Source organism: Pseudomonas tremae (assembly GCF_023278125.1).
Classification (GTDB): domain Bacteria; phylum Pseudomonadota; class Gammaproteobacteria; order Pseudomonadales; family Pseudomonadaceae; genus Aquipseudomonas; species Aquipseudomonas tremae.
In genome coordinates this window covers 5267206-5287841 of the sequence record NZ_CP066270.1, presented here as the reverse complement: position 1 = coordinate 5287841, position 20636 = coordinate 5267206, and the positions used below count along the sequence as shown (strand labels likewise).

The following is a 20636-nucleotide window of genomic DNA, read 5'->3' as shown; positions in this document are numbered from 1 at the left end:
CACGTTGGTCTCACTAATTTTTAGGATTTATAAAGTTTGCATTGAGCAGGCTGGCAGACCACTGGGTCTAGCGAATACCCATTAATATAGTTATTAAGAAAAACTCTAACTTGATCGAGGAAAAACTCTTTATTCTCCGGTCTAGCTAAAGAATGTCCTTCATTTAAAAAAAATAAAAATGTCGCATCGTTATTTACTTCGCAAACCTTCAAAAAAAAATCGACGGTGTTTTTTGCCGCTAACCGTGGGTCGTGCTTTCCATGCCCGATCAGTACCGGTATCTTTATATGTTTAACCTGCTCAGCGGGAGAAATACTACTGGCACCTCCAGCGAGCCCGGGGCGTGCGACCCGACGATTCAACATGCTTTCGACGTCGCTCCAGGTGACCGGGATATTTTTCAAAAAATGATTGATGTCAACGATAGGTGACATGGCGACAATACAGGCATACTCAAAAAGCGGATTGACCGCTAAATTCAGAGCGGCAAACCCTCCATAACTTCCTCCGTAAAGCGCTATACGTGCTTTGTTTGTGTATTGCTTATCTATAGCCCAGCGTATTACATCTTCTATATCCGTGCGCATTTTTCCACCCCACTCTAAGTTTCCTTGATTGAGGTGATCCTCACCAAACCCAAGAGATCCACGATAGTTCGGTTCGATGACTAGGTAACCTAATGACGTCAACCAATCGCGTTTCTCACTAAACTCCCAACTGACACGCTTCCAAGGCCCTCCATGTATAAGCACTACGGTTGGACGAGCGAGCAATTCTATGCCTGCTGTAGCATAAGATTCCTTTTGATAAGAAATATAAACAGGCACCGGATACCCATCATGCGCAATAACTTTGATGTGCTTATTAATAATGGTGGGGTTATCAGCACTACTCGGAACATGTGTAAAAATGACATTTTGGCTTCTGGAAACATCAAATATAAAATACGCTGACCTCAAGCCCAAGCTCGATGTTTTCGCAAAAACTCTCCCATGGTTAATCGCTAGAATGACAGCATCGCGGCCGATGGTATTCTGAATTATTTTTAATATACGGGCATATTTTTTTGATAAGGCAATAGAGAAGAAACGTTGTTTCTCGACAATGACAAACGCTGGCGTGCCATGTTCGTCCAAGACCGCTGCCTTTATACTGCCTTTCCCGCATACAAAAATTTCTTCAGCCGCAAGCCGATTGTTCAAGGGAATACGCAATAATTTCGACCCCTTTTTGCCATGCGCAGTCACACATAAAAAAGCAATATCAGTTACGTCACACTCGAGAATTTTCACCATCAGATCGCCGCTAGCAGGAATGCTTAACAGGCATTTTCCGAGTAAGTCATAGTAGTCTATCCCGCCGAGCTCGGTGTATTGCTCATAGATAACAGGCTGACATGCATGATTGAAATAAATCTTATTTGATCGACTATTAGTTATCTCAATAACTTTGGAGTCGCAGGTCGACAGGTCGTATTCATAGTATTTCTTTATATTACTTTCATCCCAAGCAGACAGGACCACTACATTTGTAGTCGTGGAATGCTGACAGATGAATTTAACATTATGCAAATCCGGTAAATTAATACAGCTCCACGTCTCTGTGGCGTGATCCAACAGATGGAGGCAAATGTTTTCATTGCCGACGGTATCCGTTTCAATCAAGAAGCCGGTGCAGTGCTTCAGGGGATGAATGTTCGTCATGATCAGGCCACTAGCAGCCGCAATATTTTTCAATGCATTCGTGTGAATGTTATACACTACTACTTGCACTGCGGTGTTAACTGAACTGAGCCACGCAACATGATTACCATCGTTACATAAAAACGGTTGGGCATCATGCGGCAAGTGAACCTGAACGTCGAATTTTTTAATCAAGCGACTTTACCTGCAGTTATAACCTCAACTATAACTTTGCAGGCCGCACGATTAGGCACAGTTATTCTGAGCCCCTTGCGCCAATGAAGCGGATAGTCTTTCAAGTCGTGAAGTTTACGCACCATGATGCCTACTTTTAATAGAGACTCGAACCACAGGTCAGATTTGTCTGATTCGAAGCAGATAAAATTAGCTTGAGAGGGCCTGAGATTTAATCCATCGACCTGACTTAGTTTACCTTCCAAATAAGTTCTGTTCTCTTTGTTCACCTTCAAGCTGTCAGCAACTAGATCATTCTGCTCCAACAACATAATGGCTGTGTTCTGTGCCAAACCGTTTACGCTATTGGGTAGGACAGTAAGCCTTATACCATTGCTAAAACCGGAACTGATTGCATAACCAATACGCATATTGGCCATTCCCCAGGCTTTTGAGAACGTTCTGACAATCACCAGATTTGGATAGTTATGCACCAAGGGAATGATGGAATCATCATCGAATTCCGCGTATACCTGGTCGATTAGAACTAACCCAGGAAAGTACTCAACAATTTCTCTCAGCTCCTCTATTGTCCAAGAATATCCTAAAGGATTTCTTGGCGAAGACAGAGAAAGAATACACTCGTTATCAGCGTCGATTTTTTTCAGCATTGACAGCACGTCATCGTCACAACCGACGGTCAGAGGCGTGTAATCAAAACCTTCTTGCATTGAAACTGTTCTGACCAAATGAAAGTTCGGTACGACATCCAGAATCTTCGACTTATAGTTACCACGTAGTAACAACTCAATAAGTTGTGTCGCTCCCGCACCCACCTCAACATATTCAACAGGGATGTCGTAGTAGTTGGCAAGAGAAACTTTGACATTTGACGAGTCGGAACTTCCTTTCTTCGAAAAGTCTATACGTCCCGCTAGCGTGGCTATTCGATTATTATGCTGTTCAATATCAATAAGAACATTGCCAGTCCATGTTAAGTCTATCATGTATATCCTTATTATAAGTTTATTAGAGGGTAGCGGACACTTTTGCCTCCATTTGGAACAACACACTCTCGCTGTATAGGCCTAATTGAAGTCGATTCGAGCACTTCCCGCAGACATTTCACTGCGTCGGAAATATTTCCTCGGCGTGCATCTTCATCGTTTTTTTCCAACGAGTATTCGAACACCCATTCAACTCCGCTTTTGAAGATGCGATAATCTTCTAAATAGTGCTCATTGCTTAGGGCGCCTTCAACTAACATCGTATCCATAGGGCCTTTGGACGTCTCCAGGTGACTCAGGTTTTTCCCGTAAAACCAATGGATATCTTTGGTATCCTTGTCGTACTTTACTAAGTCCTCGGTCAGGTAATTTAAAAAGACGGTGCCGGTGTATGCCAAATTTGAGCTGATTACATATCCATACGCCTGTTGGCCATTGTCTCCGTGTTTTTGTATGCTGAGGGAAAGGTTCTTATCTACGATTTTATAGGTACCATGCGACTCATGCTTCAACGCCATCAATCCGCTTTCACTCGATGACACCGCATCAACCACTGGAGCTCCAAAAAAATCCTTGATTTTTATCTTTTGATTCGTGTAAAGGCTTTCACCACTCGTCAACACGAAGCTAGGGCTCCAAGGAGACTTCTCCAAGCCTAACGCTAACAACATTTTTCGTAGGTGAAGTAAGTAACTTGGCTTACCATAAAGAATATAAGATGGCATGTTGAAAAATAATTTAAGCTCTTCCTTACAGGCCAGTACGTCGCTTCCAAGTTGCAATCTGAAATACAAACTGTCATTCAATATAGGGTTGGCACACTGAAAGCTATTTCTACCACTTTTATTGCTTACAAACATGACGCCTATTTTAAATTTTTTGATTTCATCGGCGTCGTACCCAAGCACGTCCATCACATTCCGGAAGTAGCCAAAATTAACCGCAAACCACGATGCAGGATCTAAATCTATATTGGTTTTCTTTCCAGATGTGCCAGAAGTTGAAATGCCTATATCACTCTTCCCAAATAGCTCAGCGGCTGATTTGAAATTCGTCTGGCACTTTATATAGTCTTTTTTTGTGAATACCTCGTTATTATCCAGCACATGACTTCCTTTATAGAAGGCAACATGCTCCCTTGCATACTCTTTTATTTTTTGCAGCCTGTCAAACGTTCCGAACCATGACTCACGTTCGCAGTATCGTCTGTAGGCCTGCTGGATGCGGTTTTCCAATGGCATATTTTTTATCTAACAGTTATGCGTACTTGGCTTTTGCGCGTTCAAGCTCATCGTTATTGATGAGTGTGAATATCTTATCCAATGGCGCGATATCGGCCTCGATTTCGCTCATGCATTTTTCTTTGAATATTCTTTGGCTGTACTCTTCCATCCCCAAAATAGCGGCGCGCAAACTTTGATTCGCCCAAATGGCAACGGCTACGCCCGCTTCATCAAAGGTTGAGGACGGAACAGATGTATATTTAGTAGGCACTATGACGACGGGGGACGTTTTTCTCCATTGGCGCATAAATTCTAAAATTTCCTTCCCATCTGTGTTCTTGGAATGGATCAGAATTGCATCTGCGCCCGCCTCTTCGTATGACTGGCATCGTTCGATAGCTTCGCTCATACCCTGTCCACAGACAAGCGCCTCACAGCGAGCGACGAGATAGATATCATCGCCCACAGTATCCTTCGCCGCGCGAATCTTCCCGCAGAACTCTTTTACATCGGCGAGGGATTGATTATTTCCAATAAAGGAATTCGTCTTAGGGAATAGCTTATCTTCAATACAAGCGCCGGCTACACCAATTCGTTTCATCTTCTGAACGGTCAGCCGGACGTTATTAAAGTCGCCAAAACCGGTATCAATATCGAGCAAACATGGAATCTCTAGGCGATCACAAATTTGCTCTGTGCGCTCAAGTACTTGCGTCCAAGACAACTCATTAGAGTCCCTTACCCCGGCGGTAGCAGAAAGTCCTAGACCAGAAATCCAAGCTCCTTTGAATCCGGCTCTTTCTGCAATTACTGCGGATAAGGCATCGTGCACACCAAGTAGATGTTGCATGGTTGGCTGAGTGAAGAGTGCTTCCAGCATTTGTGGCTTTTTCATTGCTAATCCTTAACAGTCATTTGAAGTAAAACTCCGTAACATCTTGTTGCAATAAATTTGTAACGGAATAGCCTGGAAGTCAAATTTTTCCACGGGTTAAACGTTTCACCTAGGTATAAAACGGTAAAAAGCCTGTTTTTTTTTAGGTCTAAAACTAAAGATCTTTTTTTTTTCTATTAAAATCAGATAGATAGATATTTTATTTTTTTTGGCAATTTTTATTAAATATTTTTCATTTCATGACTTTTGCTCGTCCTATCTGTCGTTTTCGAGCATCGCCCACTCTCGTCGCCCCCCATCCCTTGGATACCCGAAGCTCAACTGCACAGAAAAGAGGTCAGCGCGTAGCGCTCGCAAACGCTTAAGACAGGGTAAGAATGCTTGGGTAAGACTCGAGAAGACATACGGCCTGACCGACGTTTACTTCATTTACAGCTCACTGGGCGTGCATGCTGATTCGGCAGAGGGGTCGAGAATAGGTTTTGTACGAAAAGTATTGCCTCATACAACGTAGGCTGCAGGCCGGCGTGACCATGGCTGCAAAGCTCCTGGCCAGCTTGTCGTAGCGAGTCCCTATTCTGCGGTTCTCTTTTAGCCAGCCAAACATCCGCTCAATGATGTTCCGCTGTCGATACTTAGGACGATCAAAGAGTCGGGGCAAGCCCGGTCGGGGTTTGCGTGGCATGTCGCGCAAACCCCGACCGGCTGCATTCGGTAACGGTCGAAGCAATGACGCAGGTGTTCTGCGTCATAGCCTTTGTCAGCCAGTAACCAGCGACTACGCTTGCGTGGTCGTCCCTGCTTACCGTGCATTCGCACCTGATCCACCAGCGGCTGGGCGTGGGCGATATCGCTGGCTTGCCCCGACGAAAGGATGAAGCGTAAGGGAACGCCATTGGCGTCGCAGACCATGTGGATCTTGGTAGTAAGGCCGTCTCGACTGCGTCCCAGGGCATGGTCTAGCGGTTCTTCAGGCCCCCCTTTTTTTCCGGCGCCTGAAGAGGCTCGGGTTGCACGTATCGCCGTGAAATCGATCACCCAGGTGTCCAGATCAATCAGCCCTTCCCGGTTCAGTCGAATATGCAAGCGCTCCAGTATTCGGTCGAACGTGCCGTCGTCGCGCCAGTCACGAAAACGCTGATACACCGTTGACCAGGGCCCAAGGCGTTCAGGCAGGTCACGCCAGGCTGCGTCCGAGCACAGGATCCACAGGATTGCGTGGAGTACCAGACGATCACACTGCGTGGGCGACCCATTTTCTGCTCTGGAGAAACCAGATCCCTGATCAATTCCCACCATGCGTCGGAGAGTTCGTAACGCTTTGCCATGCGGGCCACCAGCCAATCATGGCGGCAATTTTACCCGCACCTACTTTTCGTACAAAACCTAGGGATGCTCCGATCAACTTGCTACGCAGCGGCGGCGAGTCGCAATTTGCCCGGCACCCAGCGCTATTTGCTGAAAATGGCCTGATGCAACGCGCGTTGAGGGCGTTTCCGCCCGGTTTTCCGTGTTAAACGCGCAACTCACCCATACCCATCAGCTGTTTTCGAGCCATCCACAGATTCGACAGGGCGAACAGCGTGGTCAGCTGAGCTGTGTTTTTCATCAGCCCACGAAAGCGCACTTTCACATAGCCAAACTGACGCTTGATTACCCGAAACGGATGCTCGACCTTGGCCCGTGTCTGAGCTTTGCAGTACTCGATCTTGCGCTTGGCCTTGTAGAGCACGCTGCGTTTATTGAGCCTGGAATACGTGCTGCGCCGCGCCGCGATTTGCCAGATGACCTCACGACTTTCATGCTCTTCACGCTTCTCGACACCGGTGTATCCAGCGTCTGCATACACCGCGCTTTCTTCGCCGTGGAGCAGTTCGGCGACCTGCGTGACATCGGCCACATTGGCCGCAGTGCCATGAACATGATGAACCAGTCCCGACTCCGCATCGGCGCCGATATGCGCCTTCATGCCGAAGAAGTATTGGTTACCTTTCTTCGTCTGATGCATCTCGGGATCACGCTTTCCTTCCTCGTTCTTGGTCGAGCAAGGGGCATGAATGATGGTGGCATCGACGATGGTGCCCTGGCGCAGGGACAGGCCTTTGTCTTGCAGATAACCATTGATGACCGCGAGGATCGCAGGGGCCAGTTGATGCTTTTCCAGCAGGTGCCGGAAGTTCATGATCGTGGTGTCTTCAGGTATCGGGGCGCTCAAGGTCAGGCGTGCAAACTGGCGCATGGGCGTGATTTCGTAGAGCGCTTCTTCCATGGCCGGGTCGCTCAGGGAGAACCAGTTTTGCAGCAGATGAATGCGCAGCATGGTTTCCAGAGGATAAGGTTTTCTGCCTCCGCCGGCCTTCGGGTAGAACGGCTCGATCAGGCCCAGTAGACCTGTCCAGGGCACGACCTGATCCATCTCGGCGAGAAAACGTTCGCGGCGTGTCTGCTTACGCTTGCCGGCATATTCGAAATCGGAAAAGCTCATCTGGCTCATGGGCGGCTCGGATCAGGTGGTCAGGCGTATTTCATCACATTTGGGGACTTGTTCGGAGATTCCCTAGGAAGCGAATAGAGGCGAGACGTCTTGGGAAGACGCTCAGGAATTGGCGATCGTTTGGGTTACAAACACGCCGATAATGAATACAGCGCGCTGGTCACGAAGGTAGAAGCTGGCACTCCCCTCTCGCCCTGAATGTAAAAAATAATTTTAAGTGGCCAATGCTTTGGTTTTAGGGATTGGCACGATCGGGGAAGGGGCTAACACCGGAGTTTGATAGTATACCTGTGCAGTTGAAAACACCGTTGGGCAAAAACTTTATACAGTGGTCGTGACCATTATTACAGGTGCATAAGTGATTGCCCGCTAACGTAGACGTCATTCGTGCAGCGTGAAGTGGTCGTTGGGTCCCGTAAAATTCGGAGCTTTCCAAGTAGTATCACGCAATGAGCCATGAATTTTCGACTCCACCCCCATTAGCACCGCAAACAATGCCATTCGGATCGGTATCCCATTGTCGGTTTGTCGAAAAATGGCGAGTCTTGGATCGTTATCCAGATCCGTGCTCAAATCAAAAGCTTCAGCTCGGCTGTCACGGGGCAGAGGGTGCATTACAATAACACTGGATTTGCAAAATCTATCAATAAAACTTTTGTTAAGTTGTAACTCTGGAGAATAATTATCTTCTTCACCAGCAGAGAAACGCTCTTTTTGAATGCGTGTTGCGTACACTATGTCTATGTCGTGCACATTTTTGTCCAGCACACTGAATTGCTCAATGATATTATCGCCATTTGAAACTTCATCCAGTATGTAACTGGGCATCTGCAAGTCTTTAGGAGAAATCAGTGTAAACTTAAGCCCTTTATAAAGAGATAAAAGTTTTATAAGTGAGTGGACCGTGCGCCCATACTTCAAGTCACCTACAAGAGCGATATGCGAACCATTGATATCCTTACCCGAACGCGACAACTCTTTTATTATCGTGTAAAGATCAAGTAACGCTTGACTGGGGTGTTCGCCGGGCCCGTCTCCGCCATTGATAACCGGCAGGTTTGTGGCTCTGGCAAACTCGGCAACAGCACCTTTTTCAGGGTGCCTTAATACAATCGCATCCACGTAACCACTAATTACGCGGCTGGTATCAGCGATTGATTCACCTTTCGCCATTGAGGACGAAGTAAACCCTGTTGTATCGCAGACAGCGCCACCTAGCCGGCAAAATGCAGCACCAAAACTAATACGGGTTCTGGTACTTGCCTCGAAAAATAGATTTGCTAAAACAGCGCCTTCTAGAACTCTGCAAACCTTTTTACGACTGGCAACAGGCTTGAGTATGTCTGCGTAATGAAAAAGAGCATTAACGCCCTCGAGTGTCATTTGACTAACAGATAAGAGCTGAGGTTTATTTTCAGAAGAAATCAAAAGTGACATACTGAAGCTCCAGTTGAATTTTCGCGATTATAATTGATGAAAAACCCGTATGCAATGGCTGCAAGGGCACAGATTTCATTTCTGCACGCCCTGTGTATGTGCAGGCGCTACCCACATCTCATTGCCTCGCAACGTAAGTTCACCTATGGCTTAGATTAATATTAGCTTTGGCGGCCATTCTGTTTTACAAGCACTTAAAAAGGTCGACGTTTATGGCGTGTTTACTAGTACGTTGCTCACGTCGGGCCCAAACAATAAATAGGTTATTAATTGTTCAGCCAGAAACACCTTTAGTTCCTCTGCATGTTGGCGTTGGTTTGATTTTGACCTAGGCTTCTGGAGGTGGTTACACGGTCCGAATATTACGCAAGCATTGGTTTTTCGAGTGGTTTCGGAAGCTGTATATGGGTCAGTCAAAATCTGCCGGCTGGCCCAAAATCGCATCAGCGTGTTGCCGCTGATGCAGAATTGACCCAGCTGCCGAAATTTCGCTGACCCAAGCTTCTACTTTGTAACACGTTAGCAGGTCTGACTTTGGGCTGAATACTTATGGGGCAATGCCAAGTCAGCAGTTGGGTCAATTCTGCATCAGCGATAACAGTCCATGGCTCAGGGATGAGTGCGAAACCCTTATCCAGGCACCGGTTCCGGCGCAGGTCATCGACAAAGGCATCCCAACCGCCGGGCTGCTGGCGCACGTCATGATCGCGAAGTTCGCCGACCATTTACCGCTCTGTCGGCAGGGTCGATTTTTGGTCGAGCCGGTCTGGCCATCGCTCTTTCAACTCTGGCGCAATGGGTCGCCAACTGTGGAGGATGACCGCGCGCTCCACTGCGTTTTCCAGCTCGCGTCTCTCATTTCTGGATGTCGCCGATCTGCTTGGGCATCGCAAGCGAGAGACTTATCAGAAGATTCTGTGCTAAAGACGGAAAAGAGTGTCCATGACAAGGGTCAATTCGTGGACGTTGTGCATCAGCGTGCAGGGCTGCTGCTTATCCCGGTTACGGATGCGACTCTCAAACCAGTTGCGGGCGCTTGTTGGTGACCCCAACACCACAGTGGCGCGTGAGAGAACCAGCGCTCGAGCTGATTTGAAGCAGCGGTGTTCAATGCTCAAGCAGCCCATGCCTGCGGGTGCAGCCAGCCCCAATATTTGAAAGCTGGCGGCCACCATACCGTCCTTTGGGCGAGGGCTGGGTTGCAGCGCGGTAGAGCCAGTCACAACCGGTGGAGCACTCGGCTGAGAAGCATCGTGGATTGTAGGGTCGTAGAAGAAAGGATCAAGAAGAGGCCAGGTCGAAAGTGCTGGATGCAGTGCTCTCGGACTGCCAGAGAGCTTTGAAACTTCATCCTGCCTGATCGCTTCGCTTCGCCCAGCCAGTCTTACAGCTTCTGCCGTGGGGTAGTGACGCAGCAACAGCCTGGCTTGCTCGCGGACGTAGTCGGGCAAGGTTTTATCTCGGGAAATCCTCGCCAAAAAACCGCCCGTTTCAATTACGCTGCGTGTCCGCTCATAGGCAGTGGTCATAGTGCTTACTCCCTACTCGGTAGGAGGGCGCACAGTCTCTTCAAGACTTCGGTCGCCTTCCCAATCAGCATGAGCTCATTCACCGCGCCGGTGCTGACATCCTCCGTGTTGACGTGAATCACTGTCGCACCATACGACAGGGCAGTCCTGGGGATGTCAGCTGCGGGCGTAACGATTCCAGATGTACCCACGGAGATCAGAACGTCGCAGCTCTTCACCGAGGCGATTGCCGACTTCCAAACGTCTGAAGGCAAGTCCTCGCCGTACCAAACAACGCCTGGGCGTAACTTCCCGTTGCACCTGACACACCGTGGCGGTTCGACCTCGCCACCGATAAGAGAAATCACGTGCGATGGAGGTATTTCTGCCGTTCGATGGCACGCAAAGCACTTTGGCGTAGAAAGGCTCCCATGGAGATGCAGTACATCCACGGATCCCGCTCGTTCATGCAAGTCATCAATGTTTTGAGTGATCACAGAGATTTTATACCCCGATTTGGCCAGTCGGCTCACCGCAAGATGTGCAGCATTGGGAGCGGCTTTAGAGACCTGTTGGCGCCGCCACAGGTACCATCCCCAAACCAACGGAGGGTTTTCACGAAAAGCCTTGGCTGTTTCCATATTGCGCGGATCGTATGGAGCCCAAATACCGGTCAATTGATCGCCGTACGTGGGGATGCCACTTTCAGCTGAGATTCCCGCACCCGTGAAGACTACGATGTCGGGGGCGTCCGACAGGGCCTTCGCGGCGTTTCCAAATTCAGGCACAGAATATCCTCAATACTGGGCCGGTAAGGTCAGGCGAATCTGGCGAGCGTCATTGACTCTGTAGTGGTCTAATGATTCCGGACACTCATTTAGGCGAGAATATCGCCAGATATAGAGGTGTCTGATGACCAAGCAACGCCGTACCTTCTCCGCTGAATTCAAACGTGAGGCCGCAGGCCTCGTGCTCGATCAAGGTTATAGCCATGTCGAAGCTTCTCGCTCGCTTGGAGTGGTCGAGTCTGCGCTGCGTCGCTGGGTTAGCCAGCTCCAGCAGGAGCGCAATGGCGTGACGCCTCAGAGCAAAGCCCTGACGCCCGAGCAGCAGAAAATTCAGGAGCTGGAAGCGCGCATCGCTCGTCTTGAGCGGGAGAAATCCATTTTAAAAAAGGCTACCGCGCTCTTGATGTCGGAAGAACACGAGCGCTTGCGCTGATCGATCAGCTAGGTGCCCATGAGCCGATCGAATTGCTGTGCGAGATGTTCGAGACACCTCGCTCGTGCTACTACGACCATTGCCAGCGGCGTCGGGCTCCAGACACCGAGCGGGTTCGTTTACTCAGTCGAGTCAATGAGCTGTTCGGGCAAAGTCGAAGCGCTGCTGGCAGCCGCAGTATCGTTTCGGTATTGCAGGAAGATGGCGAGCAAATTGGCCGGTTCAAGGTACGTGGCCTGATGCGGGAACTGGGATTAATCAGCAAGCAACCTGGCTCTCATGCTTATAAAAAAGCAACAGTGGAGAGGCCTGACATTCCGAACATTTTGAATCGGCAGTTCGATGTACCCGCGCCCAATCAGGTTTGGTGTGGCGACATCACCTACATCTGGGCGCAAGGAAAATGGCATTACCTGGCGGTGGTTATGGATCTTTATGCGCGTCGGGTGGTGGGCTGGGCGTTTTCAAACAAACCGGACACGGACTTGGTCATCAAGGCGCTGGACATGGCTTATGAGCAACGCGGCAAGCCTCAGGGCCTGCTGTTTCACTCAGATCAGGGCTCCCAATATGGGAGCCGACAGTTTCGCCAGCGGCTTTGGCGATACCGCATGCGCCAGAGCATGAGTCGCCGAGGTAATTGCTACGACAACTCGCCGATGGAGCGTGTATTCCGCAGCTTGAAAACCGAGTGGATACCCGCCGTGGGCTACATGACGGCCCAAGAGGCACAGCGGGATATCAGTCATTATCTGATGCATCGCTACAACTGGGTTCGGCCACACCAGTTCAATAATGGACTGGCACCCGCTCAGTACGAGAAAAAACTTAACGTCGTGTCCGGGATCAGTTGACCACTACAATGCTCGGAATTTCTCCAGCTCTAAGTGTGAGTCACCCCTTCAGCGCCCCTCAACGACAACCGCCTCCTCGTCCGAGACTATTGTCTCAAGTAATGAACGACGGTACGTTTGTCCCCGGTTGGAATGCCGGCATCATAGAGCCTGTGACTTACGCCATCTTCAAGATGTTCCGAATGCAGCCCAGTTTGGGAGATGCATGGATGACGATGCTTGGAACGATGGAGTCTGAGCACTTGCTGGCGCGAACTTACACAGTCCTGATAGAGCTATTGCGTCACGGTGGGCTTCAGGGGCACTGGGCTTGGATCACTTCAGCGGCGGTGCTCGCTCCCTTGCTGAGAGAACATCCAAACATTCCTGCGAGGAGCGATTCTTTCGTTGTTGTTGTTGTTGTTGTTGTTGTTGTTGTTGTTGTTGATGTTATTGAGTGACGATTGACAGGCATTACGTGCTCCGGATTTGCGATCCCGTAAGGTCGGCCTGCTGAGCCTGTCGTATCGGTCGATGGCGCTGGCTTCCTTGTCGTGCCGAGCCGGTTCGCTTCCAATCGTCGGTGATGATTTAGAATCTGTAGGTGGGCCTCAGGGCCGTCTTCCAAACTACGGCGTCTGATGCTGAGATGTCTCCATCGAAACGCGATGTTAGCGGGCCTGATGGTCGCTCAGATCCCAGCTATAGAGGGGGCTGAGATAATTTTTCCTCCCGTTTAAAAAGGAGCTTTTACTCCTTTTTGTACTGTGCAATATTATAATTGCACAGTGAGAAAAGCCTATTTATCCGCTTAGATACGGCGTTATGTGCAGAAAAGCTGTAGGAGGAAAGGCTTCGGCACGCCATTCAACCTGACCGAAGGCGCCGCGCTGCTCAGCCTGATCGGCCGCCTGACCGGCTACACGCCGCGCTGGTTCACCTACTTCATCGGCGATGCCCATGTGTATGAAAACCACTTGGACATGCTCAACGAGCAGATGACACGCGAGCCGTACCCGATGCCGAAACTGGTGATCTCCGACCGCGTGCCGGAATTCGCCAAAACCGGCGTCTACCAGCCTGAATGGCTGGAGCTGATCGAACCTTCGGATTTCACCCTGGAAGGCTATCAGCACCACCCGGCGATGACTGCGCCGATGGCGGTTTGAGCGCATATTCTCTTGTTCCGGCGCTTATCTTTACAGGCAGCTTGTGAAGAATCTGGAAAACGCGCTACTGCCCGAAGGGCTGGGAGCGAACTTTTTCGCGAAGACGGGCGCTCAGACAACGCTGAGCACCCCTGAATGGAAGCTCTATTAAACCCGCCTCAATGCCCGTGACTCCTCCCGACATGCGAGGCCTGGCCCTCTGGCGCTGACACCGCGCCCGTCACTTCTAGCCTCTCCAGTATCGCGCAGTGGTCCGCCACACCATCGCTGCAGCGGCGGCGCAGGTCGAGCAATTGCTCCTGAAGCGCTTGCAGACTCGCCACGCGGGCGTTGACGTGTTCGATGTGCTCGTCGATCAGGGCGTTGACGCTTTCGCACTGGTCCTGCGGGCTATCGCGCAAGTTCAGCAGGTTGCGGATTTCTTCCAGGGTCATGTCCAGGCTGCGGCAATTGCGGATGAACGAGAGGCGTTCCATGTGTGCCTGGGTGTATATCCTGTAGTTGCCGTCACTACGGGCGGGGGCCGGCAGCAGGCCTTCGCGCTCGTAATAACGGATGGTTTCGACCTGGGTGTCGGTCAGTTTTGCCAGTTCGCCGATTTTCATGGGGACTCGTCTTGATTGAGCGCTTGACCCTATAGTGGCTACAGGGTGTTCACTTGGCAACAAGCAGAATCCTGGAGCACGCAGAATGGGCACGACGATCAAGACTTCCCCCGCACACGAGCATGATCACGACGATGATCACTCGCAACACAAGCACGAGCCTGCAGCGCATGCACACTCCTGCTGTGCCAGCGATGCACAGCCCGCTGTGGTGACATTCTCTGAAGCGTCGGCGTCCGGCAGTCGCCTGAGCAGTTTCCGTATCGAAGCGATGGACTGTCCGACCGAGCAGACTCTGATCCAGAACAAGCTCGGCAAACTTGCGGGTGTGCAGAAGCTTGAGTTCAACCTGATCAATCGAATGCTGGGTGTCTGGCACGATCTGCCGTCCACTGATCCGATCCGCGAGGCCATCGGCGCGCTGGGTATGCAGGCCGAGCCGGTCGAAGAGGGCGCCGAGCCTGTAGCGTCGGCTGCAGCGCCTGCGAAACACTGGTGGCCATTGGCATTGTCCGGCGTGACTGCGCTGGGCGCCGAAGTGGTCCATTTGGCGTCGCTTGGCCCTACCTGGGTCGTTGCCGTTTTGGCCCTGGTGTCGATCTTCAGCTGCGGGCTGACCACCTACAAGAAGGGCTGGATAGCGCTCAAGAACTTCAATCTGAACATCAATGCCCTGATGAGCATTGCAGTGACCGGTGCGATCCTGATCGGTCAGTGGCCGGAAGCAGCGATGGTGATGTTTCTGTTCACCATTGCCGAATTGATCGAAGCCAAGTCTCTGGATCGTGCCCGCAATGCAATCAGTGGCCTGATGCAGCTGACGCCCGAACTTGCAACGGTCAGGCAGGCGGATGGCAGCTGGAAGGAGATTGAAGCCAAAAGCGTCGAACTGGACGCGATTGTCAGGATAAAGCCCGGCGAGCGCGTGGGCCTGGACGGTGAGGTGGTGTCCGGCAATTCGACCATCGATCAGGCATCCATTACCGGCGAAAGCCTGCCGGTCGAGAAAACCGTTGGCGATAAAGTCTTCGCGGGCACGATCAATCAGTCAGGATCGCTGGAATACCGTGTCACCGCCGCTGCGAATAACTCCACTCTGGCGCGGATCATTCACGCGGTGGAAGCAGCGCAGGGCTCACGCGCGCCAACTCAACGCTTCGTCGACAGTTTCTCGCGCATCTATACGCCGGTCGTGTTCATTGTCGCTTTGGCGATGGCTCTGGTTGCGCCTCTGTTCTTTGACGGCGAATGGTATGACTGGATTTACCGGGCGCTGGTGCTGCTGGTAGTGGCGTGCCCGTGCGCGTTGGTCATCTCCACGCCGGTGACCATCGTCAGCGGTCTGGCGGCTGCTGCGCGCAAGGGCATCCTGATCAAGGGCGGCGTTTACCTGGAAATGGGCGAAAAGCTCGACTATCTGGCCCTCGACAAGACCGGCACGCTGACCCACGGCAAGCCTGTGCAGACCGACTACGTGCCGTTGAACGCGACCACCGCAGAGACTGCACCTGCTATCGCCGCAAGCCTGGCCGGTCGCTCCGATCACCCGGTTTCTCAGGCTATTGCCAAAGCCGCTGATGAGGGTCTGATGCTGCATGAGGTGACTGCATTCGAAGCCTTGAGCGGACGGGGCGTGAAGGGTGAAGTGAACGGCCAGATGTATCACTTGGGCAACCATCGTCTGGTTGAAGAACTGGGTCTGTGCTCGCCCGCGCTGGAAGCGAAGCTGGATGCACTGGAAATGCAGGGCAAGACCGTGGTCTTGTTGCTGGATGCGTCTGGCCCGATTGCGCTGTTTGCGGTGGCCGATACCGTCAAGGAAACCAGCCGTGAGGCCATCGTTCAACTGCATGCGCTGGGTATCAAGACTGTCATGCTGACTGGCGACAATCCGCACACCGCCAAGGCGATTGCCGATCAGGTCGGGATTGATGAGGCGCAGGGCAATCTGCTGCCGGCCGACAAGCTGAGTGCTATCGAAGCGCTTTACGCTCGCGACCATCGAGTGGGCATGGTGGGCGACGGCATCAACGACGCACCGGCACTGGCTCGCGCCGAAATCGGTTTTGCGATGGCCGCTGCGGGTACGGATACGGCTATCGAAACGGCAGATGTCGCCCTGATGGATGATGATCTACGCAAAATTCCGGCGTTTATCCGACTGTCCCGCCTGACTTCGGCGGTGCTCAAGCAGAACATTACATTGGCGATCGCGACCAAAGTGCTATTCATCGGCGTTACCTTTGCAGGCATGGCGACCATGTGGATGGCCGTGTTTGCCGACATGGGCGTGAGCCTGCTGGTGGTGTTCAACGGGCTGCGTTTGCTTAAGAAGTGATCAGACACATCAGGTCGGACGTTCTTCAACAAGATTGAGCGAAGCGTCTAACGTTTGTCAGGTGGTGAACGGTCGTGCGCACCTCGGTTGTTTTCCGGAACTGCACAGCTGTCGCCCCGACAGCGAGCACTGCCATCAGGATGAGGCAGCCACGCCAAATGCGGACGCCAGCGGCAAAACAGACGGTAAACAATGTTAAGGAGCGGCCTGGCCCACCGCCATGATAACGGCGCAGCCCAGAAACCCAGGCCCGCCGCTCGCCAGCTCCAGAGCGTCGCGTCCAGGCCGGTTACCCATGTCCCATCGTCAAATTTCGCATGCAATGACGACTCCATCTGCGCCAGCGTGAACCCCACAGCTTCAGCATCAAAAGCTTCATCACTGATATCAACAAAACCAAGGCGATCAGGTGCGGCACGCGCGCGTAGAATCTTGACTTCTCGAGCGCAGAGCGGGCATTCACCGTCAAAATAGAGCGTCAGTGGCCAATGTGTTTTCTGGTACATGTGTGAGCCCCCGTATCGACCTGACAAGATATGCCCAATGACCCAGACCCACAATGGGGCGGTCAGCCAAACCGCTTCTGCCCCCAGGCAATGAAGGTTTCCAGCAACGGTTTAAGTACGGCGCGGGTCGGTTCGGCCAGGTCCGGGCGATAGTGGAAGGGTACGAACTCGTCCATGTAAGTGCTTTGCGCCAGCTCCAGTTGCACGGCGTGGATGTTGTTGGCAGGGTCGCCGTAATGGCGGGTGATGTGACCACCCTTGAAGCGCCCGTTCAGCACATGGCTGTAATCCTTGGCCGCTGCGCAGACCTGCTCCATTCGGCTGGCCAGTTCCGGGTCGCAACTTGCGCCATTGAAAGTGCCCAGATTGAAATCCGGCAAGCGACCCTCGAACAGGTGCGGAATGTGCCCGCGAATCGAGTGGGCGTCGAACAGCAGCGCATAGCCAAACTCATCGCGCATCCGCTGCAGCTCCTGCTCCAGCGTCTGGTGATAGGGCGTCCAGATCTGCTGCAGATACCGCGCACGCTCTTCGGCACTGGGCGTCTGGCCTTCCTTGAACAACGGCACGCCGTCAAACAGGATCGACGGGAACAAGCCGGTGGTTGCGCCCACGTACATCGGCTTGTCGTCTGATGGCCGATTGAGATCGATGACAAAACGCGAATACTCGGCGGCCAGGGTGCTCGCGCCCAGTTCGGCAGCAAAGTCATACAGGCGCGGGATGTGCCAGTCGGTGTCCGGCAGGCTAAGCGCCTCGTCCACCAGCGCCGCCTCGACGACCGGCGTCAGCTTCAGGCCGACATGCGGCATGCTGATCAGCAGCGGAATGCGACCGCGATTGAATGTCAGAACGTTGTCCACAGGGCTCTCCTTCAGATCGATGTTTCGACGCCGTGGCGCACGATGCGTTTGTCCAGATCGCCGCCCAGCCAGTAGGCCAGATCAGCCGGTCGTTCGATGTTCCACGCCACAAAGTCCGCCACCTTGCCGACTTCCAGCGAGCCATGTGTCGCGCTCATCCCCAGTGCCTTGGCGGCGTTGAATGTGACCCCGGCCAGCGCTTCTTCGGGCGTCATGCGAAACAGCGTGCAGGCCATGTTGAGCATCAGGCGCAGCGAAAGCCCGGGCGAGGTGCCGGGGTTCAGGTCGGTGGCAATGGCAATCGGCACGCCATGCTTGCGCAGCGCGTCCATCGGCGGCAGTTGAGTTTCTCGCAGGAAATAAAACGCCCCCGGTAGCAGCACCGCGACGGTCCCGGCAGCGGCCATGGCAATGGCGTCGTCTTCGGTCATGAACTCCAGATGATCTGCCGACAGCGCTTTGTAGCGCGCTGCCAGGCTAGAGCCGCCCAGCGAAGAAAGCTGCTCGGCATGCAATTTCACTGGCAGTGCCAATTGCCCGGCCGTGATGAAAACCTGCTCGACCTGCGCAGGCGAAAACGCCAGGTACTCACAGAAAGCATCCACCGCATCCACCAGACCTTCGGCCGCCAGCGTCGGAAGCATCTCGTTGCAGATGTGGTTGATGTAGTCGTCAGCGCGATCGGTGTATTCCGGTGGCAGCGCATGGGCGGCCAGGCAGGTGGCGCGCACGGTGACCGGCTGGGTATTGCCCAGACGGCGGATCACGCGGAGGATCTTGCGCTCGTTTTCCAGGTCCAGCCCGTAGCCTGACTTCATCTCGACGGTGGTGACGCCGTCCTTGAGCAAGTGCCGCAGACGACGCTCGGCGCTGGAGTATAGTTCATCCTCGCTGGCGGCACGCGTGGCCCGTACCGTGCTGGCGATACCGCCGCCTGCTGCAGCAATCTCGGCATAGCTCACGCCCTGCAAACGCTGCTCGAATTCGCCACTGCGATTGCCGCCGAAGACCGTGTGTGTGTGGCAGTCGATCAGGCCGGGCGTCACCCACGCGCCGCCCAGATCGATGCAGTTGTCATGTTCTGACCCAGCCAGCTTGGCCTGAGGCCCGATCCACTCGATGAGTGCTCCGGAGGTCACGATGGCGGCATTTTCGATGATCGAGTATTTGCCGTGCGCCATGCTTGCGATGTGACAGTTTTTCCAGAGCATTTTCATTCCGGGCCTCTTTGATCAATGGGGGTTGTTGAGCGCCTTCGGCTTGACCCACACCGCGTAGGCGATGAGCAGCAGCACAATCCAGACTGCACCGACGATCAGGGCTGCACGGTTGTCCGGGAAGTAACCCAGAACGCCGAAGATGAACAGCATGAAGACGATGGCGGCGGCAGGCCCGTAAGGCCAGAACGGCACCGCAAACTTGAGCTGTGTGACCTCTTCGCGGCTCATCGAGCGACGCATGGCGACCTGAGTCAGCAGGATCATCAGCCAGACCCAGACCGTGGCGAAGGTTGCCAGCGACGCGATCAGCAGGAACACGTCTTTGGGGATCAGGTAGTTGAGCAGCACGCCACCGAGCAGCGTCACGCCCATCACCAGCACGGTCATCCACGGCACGCCCTGACGCGACAGGCGCGCAAAACTCGCCGGCGCCTGACCGTCGCGGGCCAGGCCGTACATCATGCGGCCTGCGCCGAAGATGTCGCTGTTGATAGCTGACACCGCCGCCGAGATCACCACGATGTTGAGAATGGTCGCCGCCGAGGCAATGCCCAAATTGTCGAAAATCTGCACGAACGGGCTGCCCTGGGTGCCGATTTGCGGCCACGGATAAATACACATCAGCACAAACAGGGTCAGCACGTAGAACAGCAGAATACGCAGCGGCACCGCGTTGATTGCCTGCGGCAGGCTGCGTTGCGGGTCCTTTGCCTCACCGGCCGTGATGCCGATGATCTCGATGCCGCCGAACGCAAACATCACCACGGCAAACGAAGCGATCAGGCCAGCCACGCCGTTGGGCATGAAGCCGCCATGCGCCCACAGGTTGCTGATGCCGATTTCAGTGCCGCTGGTCGAGCTGCCGATGCCGAAGATCATGATGCCGAAGCCTGCAACGATCATCGCCACGATGGCGCTGACCTTGAGGATCGACAGCCAGAATTCTGTTTCGCCGAAAACTTTGACGTTGCACAGGTTGAGCGCACCAATCAGGAACACGATGCCCAGCACCCAGATCCAGCGCGGCACTTCCGGAAACCAGAAGCCCATGTAAATGCCGAAGGCGGTCACGTCGGCCAGACACACGATGATCATCTCGAACGCGTAGGTCCAGCCCAGCACGAAACCGGCCAGCGGCCCCATGTAGCGCGTGGCGTAATGGCTGAACGAACCGGACACGGGGTCGTGAACGGCCATTTCGCCCAGTGCGCGCATCACCATGTACACCGCCGCGCCGCCAATCAGGTACGCCAGTAATACAGCGGGACCGGCCTGTTGAATCGCCGAGGCCGAGCCGTAGAACAACCCTGTGCCGATGGCAGAGCCCAAGGCCATGAAGCGGATGTGGCGGGCGGATAACCCGCGTTTCAAACCATCTTGTGACGTCATTTCAGGTCCATTTCATTACAGGTATGGCAAAAGCCGCGAGAACGCCTGCATCCGGCTTCCCGCAGCAATGAC

The 20636-nt window shown here is 53.0% G+C and carries 16 protein-coding genes and 3 pseudogenes; 5 read left to right on the top strand and 14 right to left on the bottom strand.

Going from position 1 to position 20636, the window contains the following annotated elements:
- Positions 1-20: 20 nt before the first annotated feature.
- From I9H09_RS23785 to I9H09_RS23755, 7 genes and pseudogenes are all read right to left on the bottom strand, one after another.
- Positions 21-1877, bottom strand: a complete 1857-nt coding sequence (locus tag I9H09_RS23785; RefSeq protein ID WP_248972585.1) for an alpha/beta hydrolase family protein — start codon at positions 1875-1877, stop codon at positions 21-23.
- Positions 1874-2863: a pyridoxal phosphate-dependent aminotransferase gene (locus tag I9H09_RS23780; protein WP_236502661.1), complete on the bottom strand. Its 990-nt coding sequence runs from the start codon at positions 2861-2863 to the stop codon at positions 1874-1876. Before I9H09_RS23780 ends, I9H09_RS23785 begins: the two co-directional genes overlap by 4 nt.
- A gap of 11 nt (positions 2864-2874) precedes the next feature.
- A complete protein-coding gene (locus I9H09_RS23775) occupies positions 2875-4104 on the bottom strand; it encodes a phenylacetate--CoA ligase family protein (RefSeq protein WP_248972584.1) in 1230 nt (409 codons plus the stop codon).
- Positions 4105-4120: 16 nt separating this feature from the next.
- Positions 4121-4981, bottom strand: a complete 861-nt coding sequence (gene aepX, locus I9H09_RS23770; RefSeq protein WP_248972583.1) for a phosphoenolpyruvate mutase — start codon at positions 4979-4981, stop codon at positions 4121-4123.
- A gap of 436 nt (positions 4982-5417) precedes the next feature.
- A pseudogene (locus I9H09_RS23765) lies at positions 5418-6309 on the bottom strand (IS5 family transposase).
- Positions 6310-6494: 185 nt separating this feature from the next.
- Positions 6495-7475 (bottom strand): IS5 family transposase, encoded by a 981-nt coding sequence (locus tag I9H09_RS23760; RefSeq protein ID WP_046463982.1) that lies wholly within the window; start codon positions 7473-7475, stop codon positions 6495-6497.
- A 381-nt stretch (positions 7476-7856) separates the two neighbouring features.
- Positions 7857-8912 (bottom strand): aspartate carbamoyltransferase, encoded by a 1056-nt coding sequence (locus tag I9H09_RS23755; protein WP_236502629.1) that lies wholly within the window; start codon positions 8910-8912, stop codon positions 7857-7859.
- 605 nt (positions 8913-9517) lie between these two features.
- Here I9H09_RS23755 and I9H09_RS23750 point away from each other — a divergent pair.
- A pseudogene (locus tag I9H09_RS23750) lies at positions 9518-9726 on the top strand (IS66 family transposase); the annotation flags it as partial.
- Between the two features lie 106 nt (positions 9727-9832).
- On the opposite strand, the gene I9H09_RS23745 reads toward I9H09_RS23750, so the two are convergent.
- The gene (locus tag I9H09_RS23745) at positions 9833-10441 is read right to left on the bottom strand and encodes a BPSL0761 family protein (RefSeq protein ID WP_236502630.1); all 609 of its coding nucleotides are present in this window, start codon (positions 10439-10441) and stop codon (positions 9833-9835) included.
- 5 nt (positions 10442-10446) lie between these two features.
- A complete protein-coding gene (locus tag I9H09_RS23740; RefSeq protein WP_057431720.1) occupies positions 10447-11208 on the bottom strand; it encodes an SIR2 family NAD-dependent protein deacylase in 762 nt (253 codons plus the stop codon).
- Between the two features lie 124 nt (positions 11209-11332).
- On the opposite strand from I9H09_RS23740, the gene I9H09_RS23735 reads away from it, so the two are divergent.
- The 3 genes and pseudogenes from I9H09_RS23735 to I9H09_RS23725 all read left to right on the top strand — a co-directional run.
- A protein-coding gene (locus I9H09_RS23735) for an IS3 family transposase (protein ID WP_122346372.1) occupies positions 11333-12495 on the top strand; the annotation gives its coding sequence in 2 pieces (ribosomal slippage) (positions 11333-11588 and positions 11588-12495; 1164 coding nt in all).
- A gap of 101 nt (positions 12496-12596) precedes the next feature.
- Positions 12597-12935 carry a hypothetical protein gene (locus tag I9H09_RS23730; protein WP_236502248.1) on the top strand — a complete coding sequence of 113 codons (339 nt, stop codon included), beginning with the start codon at positions 12597-12599 and terminating at the stop codon, positions 12933-12935.
- A 390-nt stretch (positions 12936-13325) separates the two neighbouring features.
- Positions 13326-13643: pseudogene (locus I9H09_RS23725) on the top strand (thymidylate synthase); the annotation flags it as partial.
- A gap of 158 nt (positions 13644-13801) precedes the next feature.
- On the opposite strand, the gene cadR reads toward I9H09_RS23725, so the two are convergent.
- Positions 13802-14248, bottom strand: coding sequence for a Cd(II)/Pb(II)-responsive transcriptional regulator (gene cadR, locus I9H09_RS23720; RefSeq protein ID WP_122346888.1), 447 nt, complete (start codon positions 14246-14248; stop codon positions 13802-13804).
- A gap of 85 nt (positions 14249-14333) precedes the next feature.
- Between cadR and I9H09_RS23715 the strand changes: the two genes are divergently transcribed.
- Positions 14334-16586 carry a heavy metal translocating P-type ATPase gene (locus tag I9H09_RS23715; protein ID WP_122346887.1) on the top strand — a complete coding sequence of 751 codons (2253 nt, stop codon included), beginning with the start codon at positions 14334-14336 and terminating at the stop codon, positions 16584-16586.
- Between the two features lie 47 nt (positions 16587-16633).
- Here the strand turns inward: I9H09_RS23715 and I9H09_RS23710 are convergent, their stop codons facing one another.
- The 4 genes from I9H09_RS23710 to I9H09_RS23695 all read right to left on the bottom strand — a co-directional run bounded on the left by I9H09_RS23710 (position 16634) and on the right by I9H09_RS23695 (position 20564).
- Positions 16634-17092 carry a thiol-disulfide oxidoreductase DCC family protein gene (locus I9H09_RS23710; RefSeq protein ID WP_054989383.1) on the bottom strand — a complete coding sequence of 153 codons (459 nt, stop codon included), beginning with the start codon at positions 17090-17092 and terminating at the stop codon, positions 16634-16636.
- A gap of 62 nt (positions 17093-17154) precedes the next feature.
- The gene (gene hutG / locus I9H09_RS23705) at positions 17155-17955 is read right to left on the bottom strand and encodes an N-formylglutamate deformylase (RefSeq protein ID WP_122346886.1); all 801 of its coding nucleotides are present in this window, start codon (positions 17953-17955) and stop codon (positions 17155-17157) included.
- A gap of 11 nt (positions 17956-17966) precedes the next feature.
- Positions 17967-19172, bottom strand: a complete 1206-nt coding sequence (hutI, locus tag I9H09_RS23700) for an imidazolonepropionase (RefSeq protein ID WP_122346885.1) — start codon at positions 19170-19172, stop codon at positions 17967-17969.
- A 15-nt stretch (positions 19173-19187) separates the two neighbouring features.
- A complete protein-coding gene (locus tag I9H09_RS23695) occupies positions 19188-20564 on the bottom strand; it encodes an amino acid permease (protein WP_054989380.1) in 1377 nt (458 codons plus the stop codon).
- Positions 20565-20636: the final 72 nt, after the last annotated feature.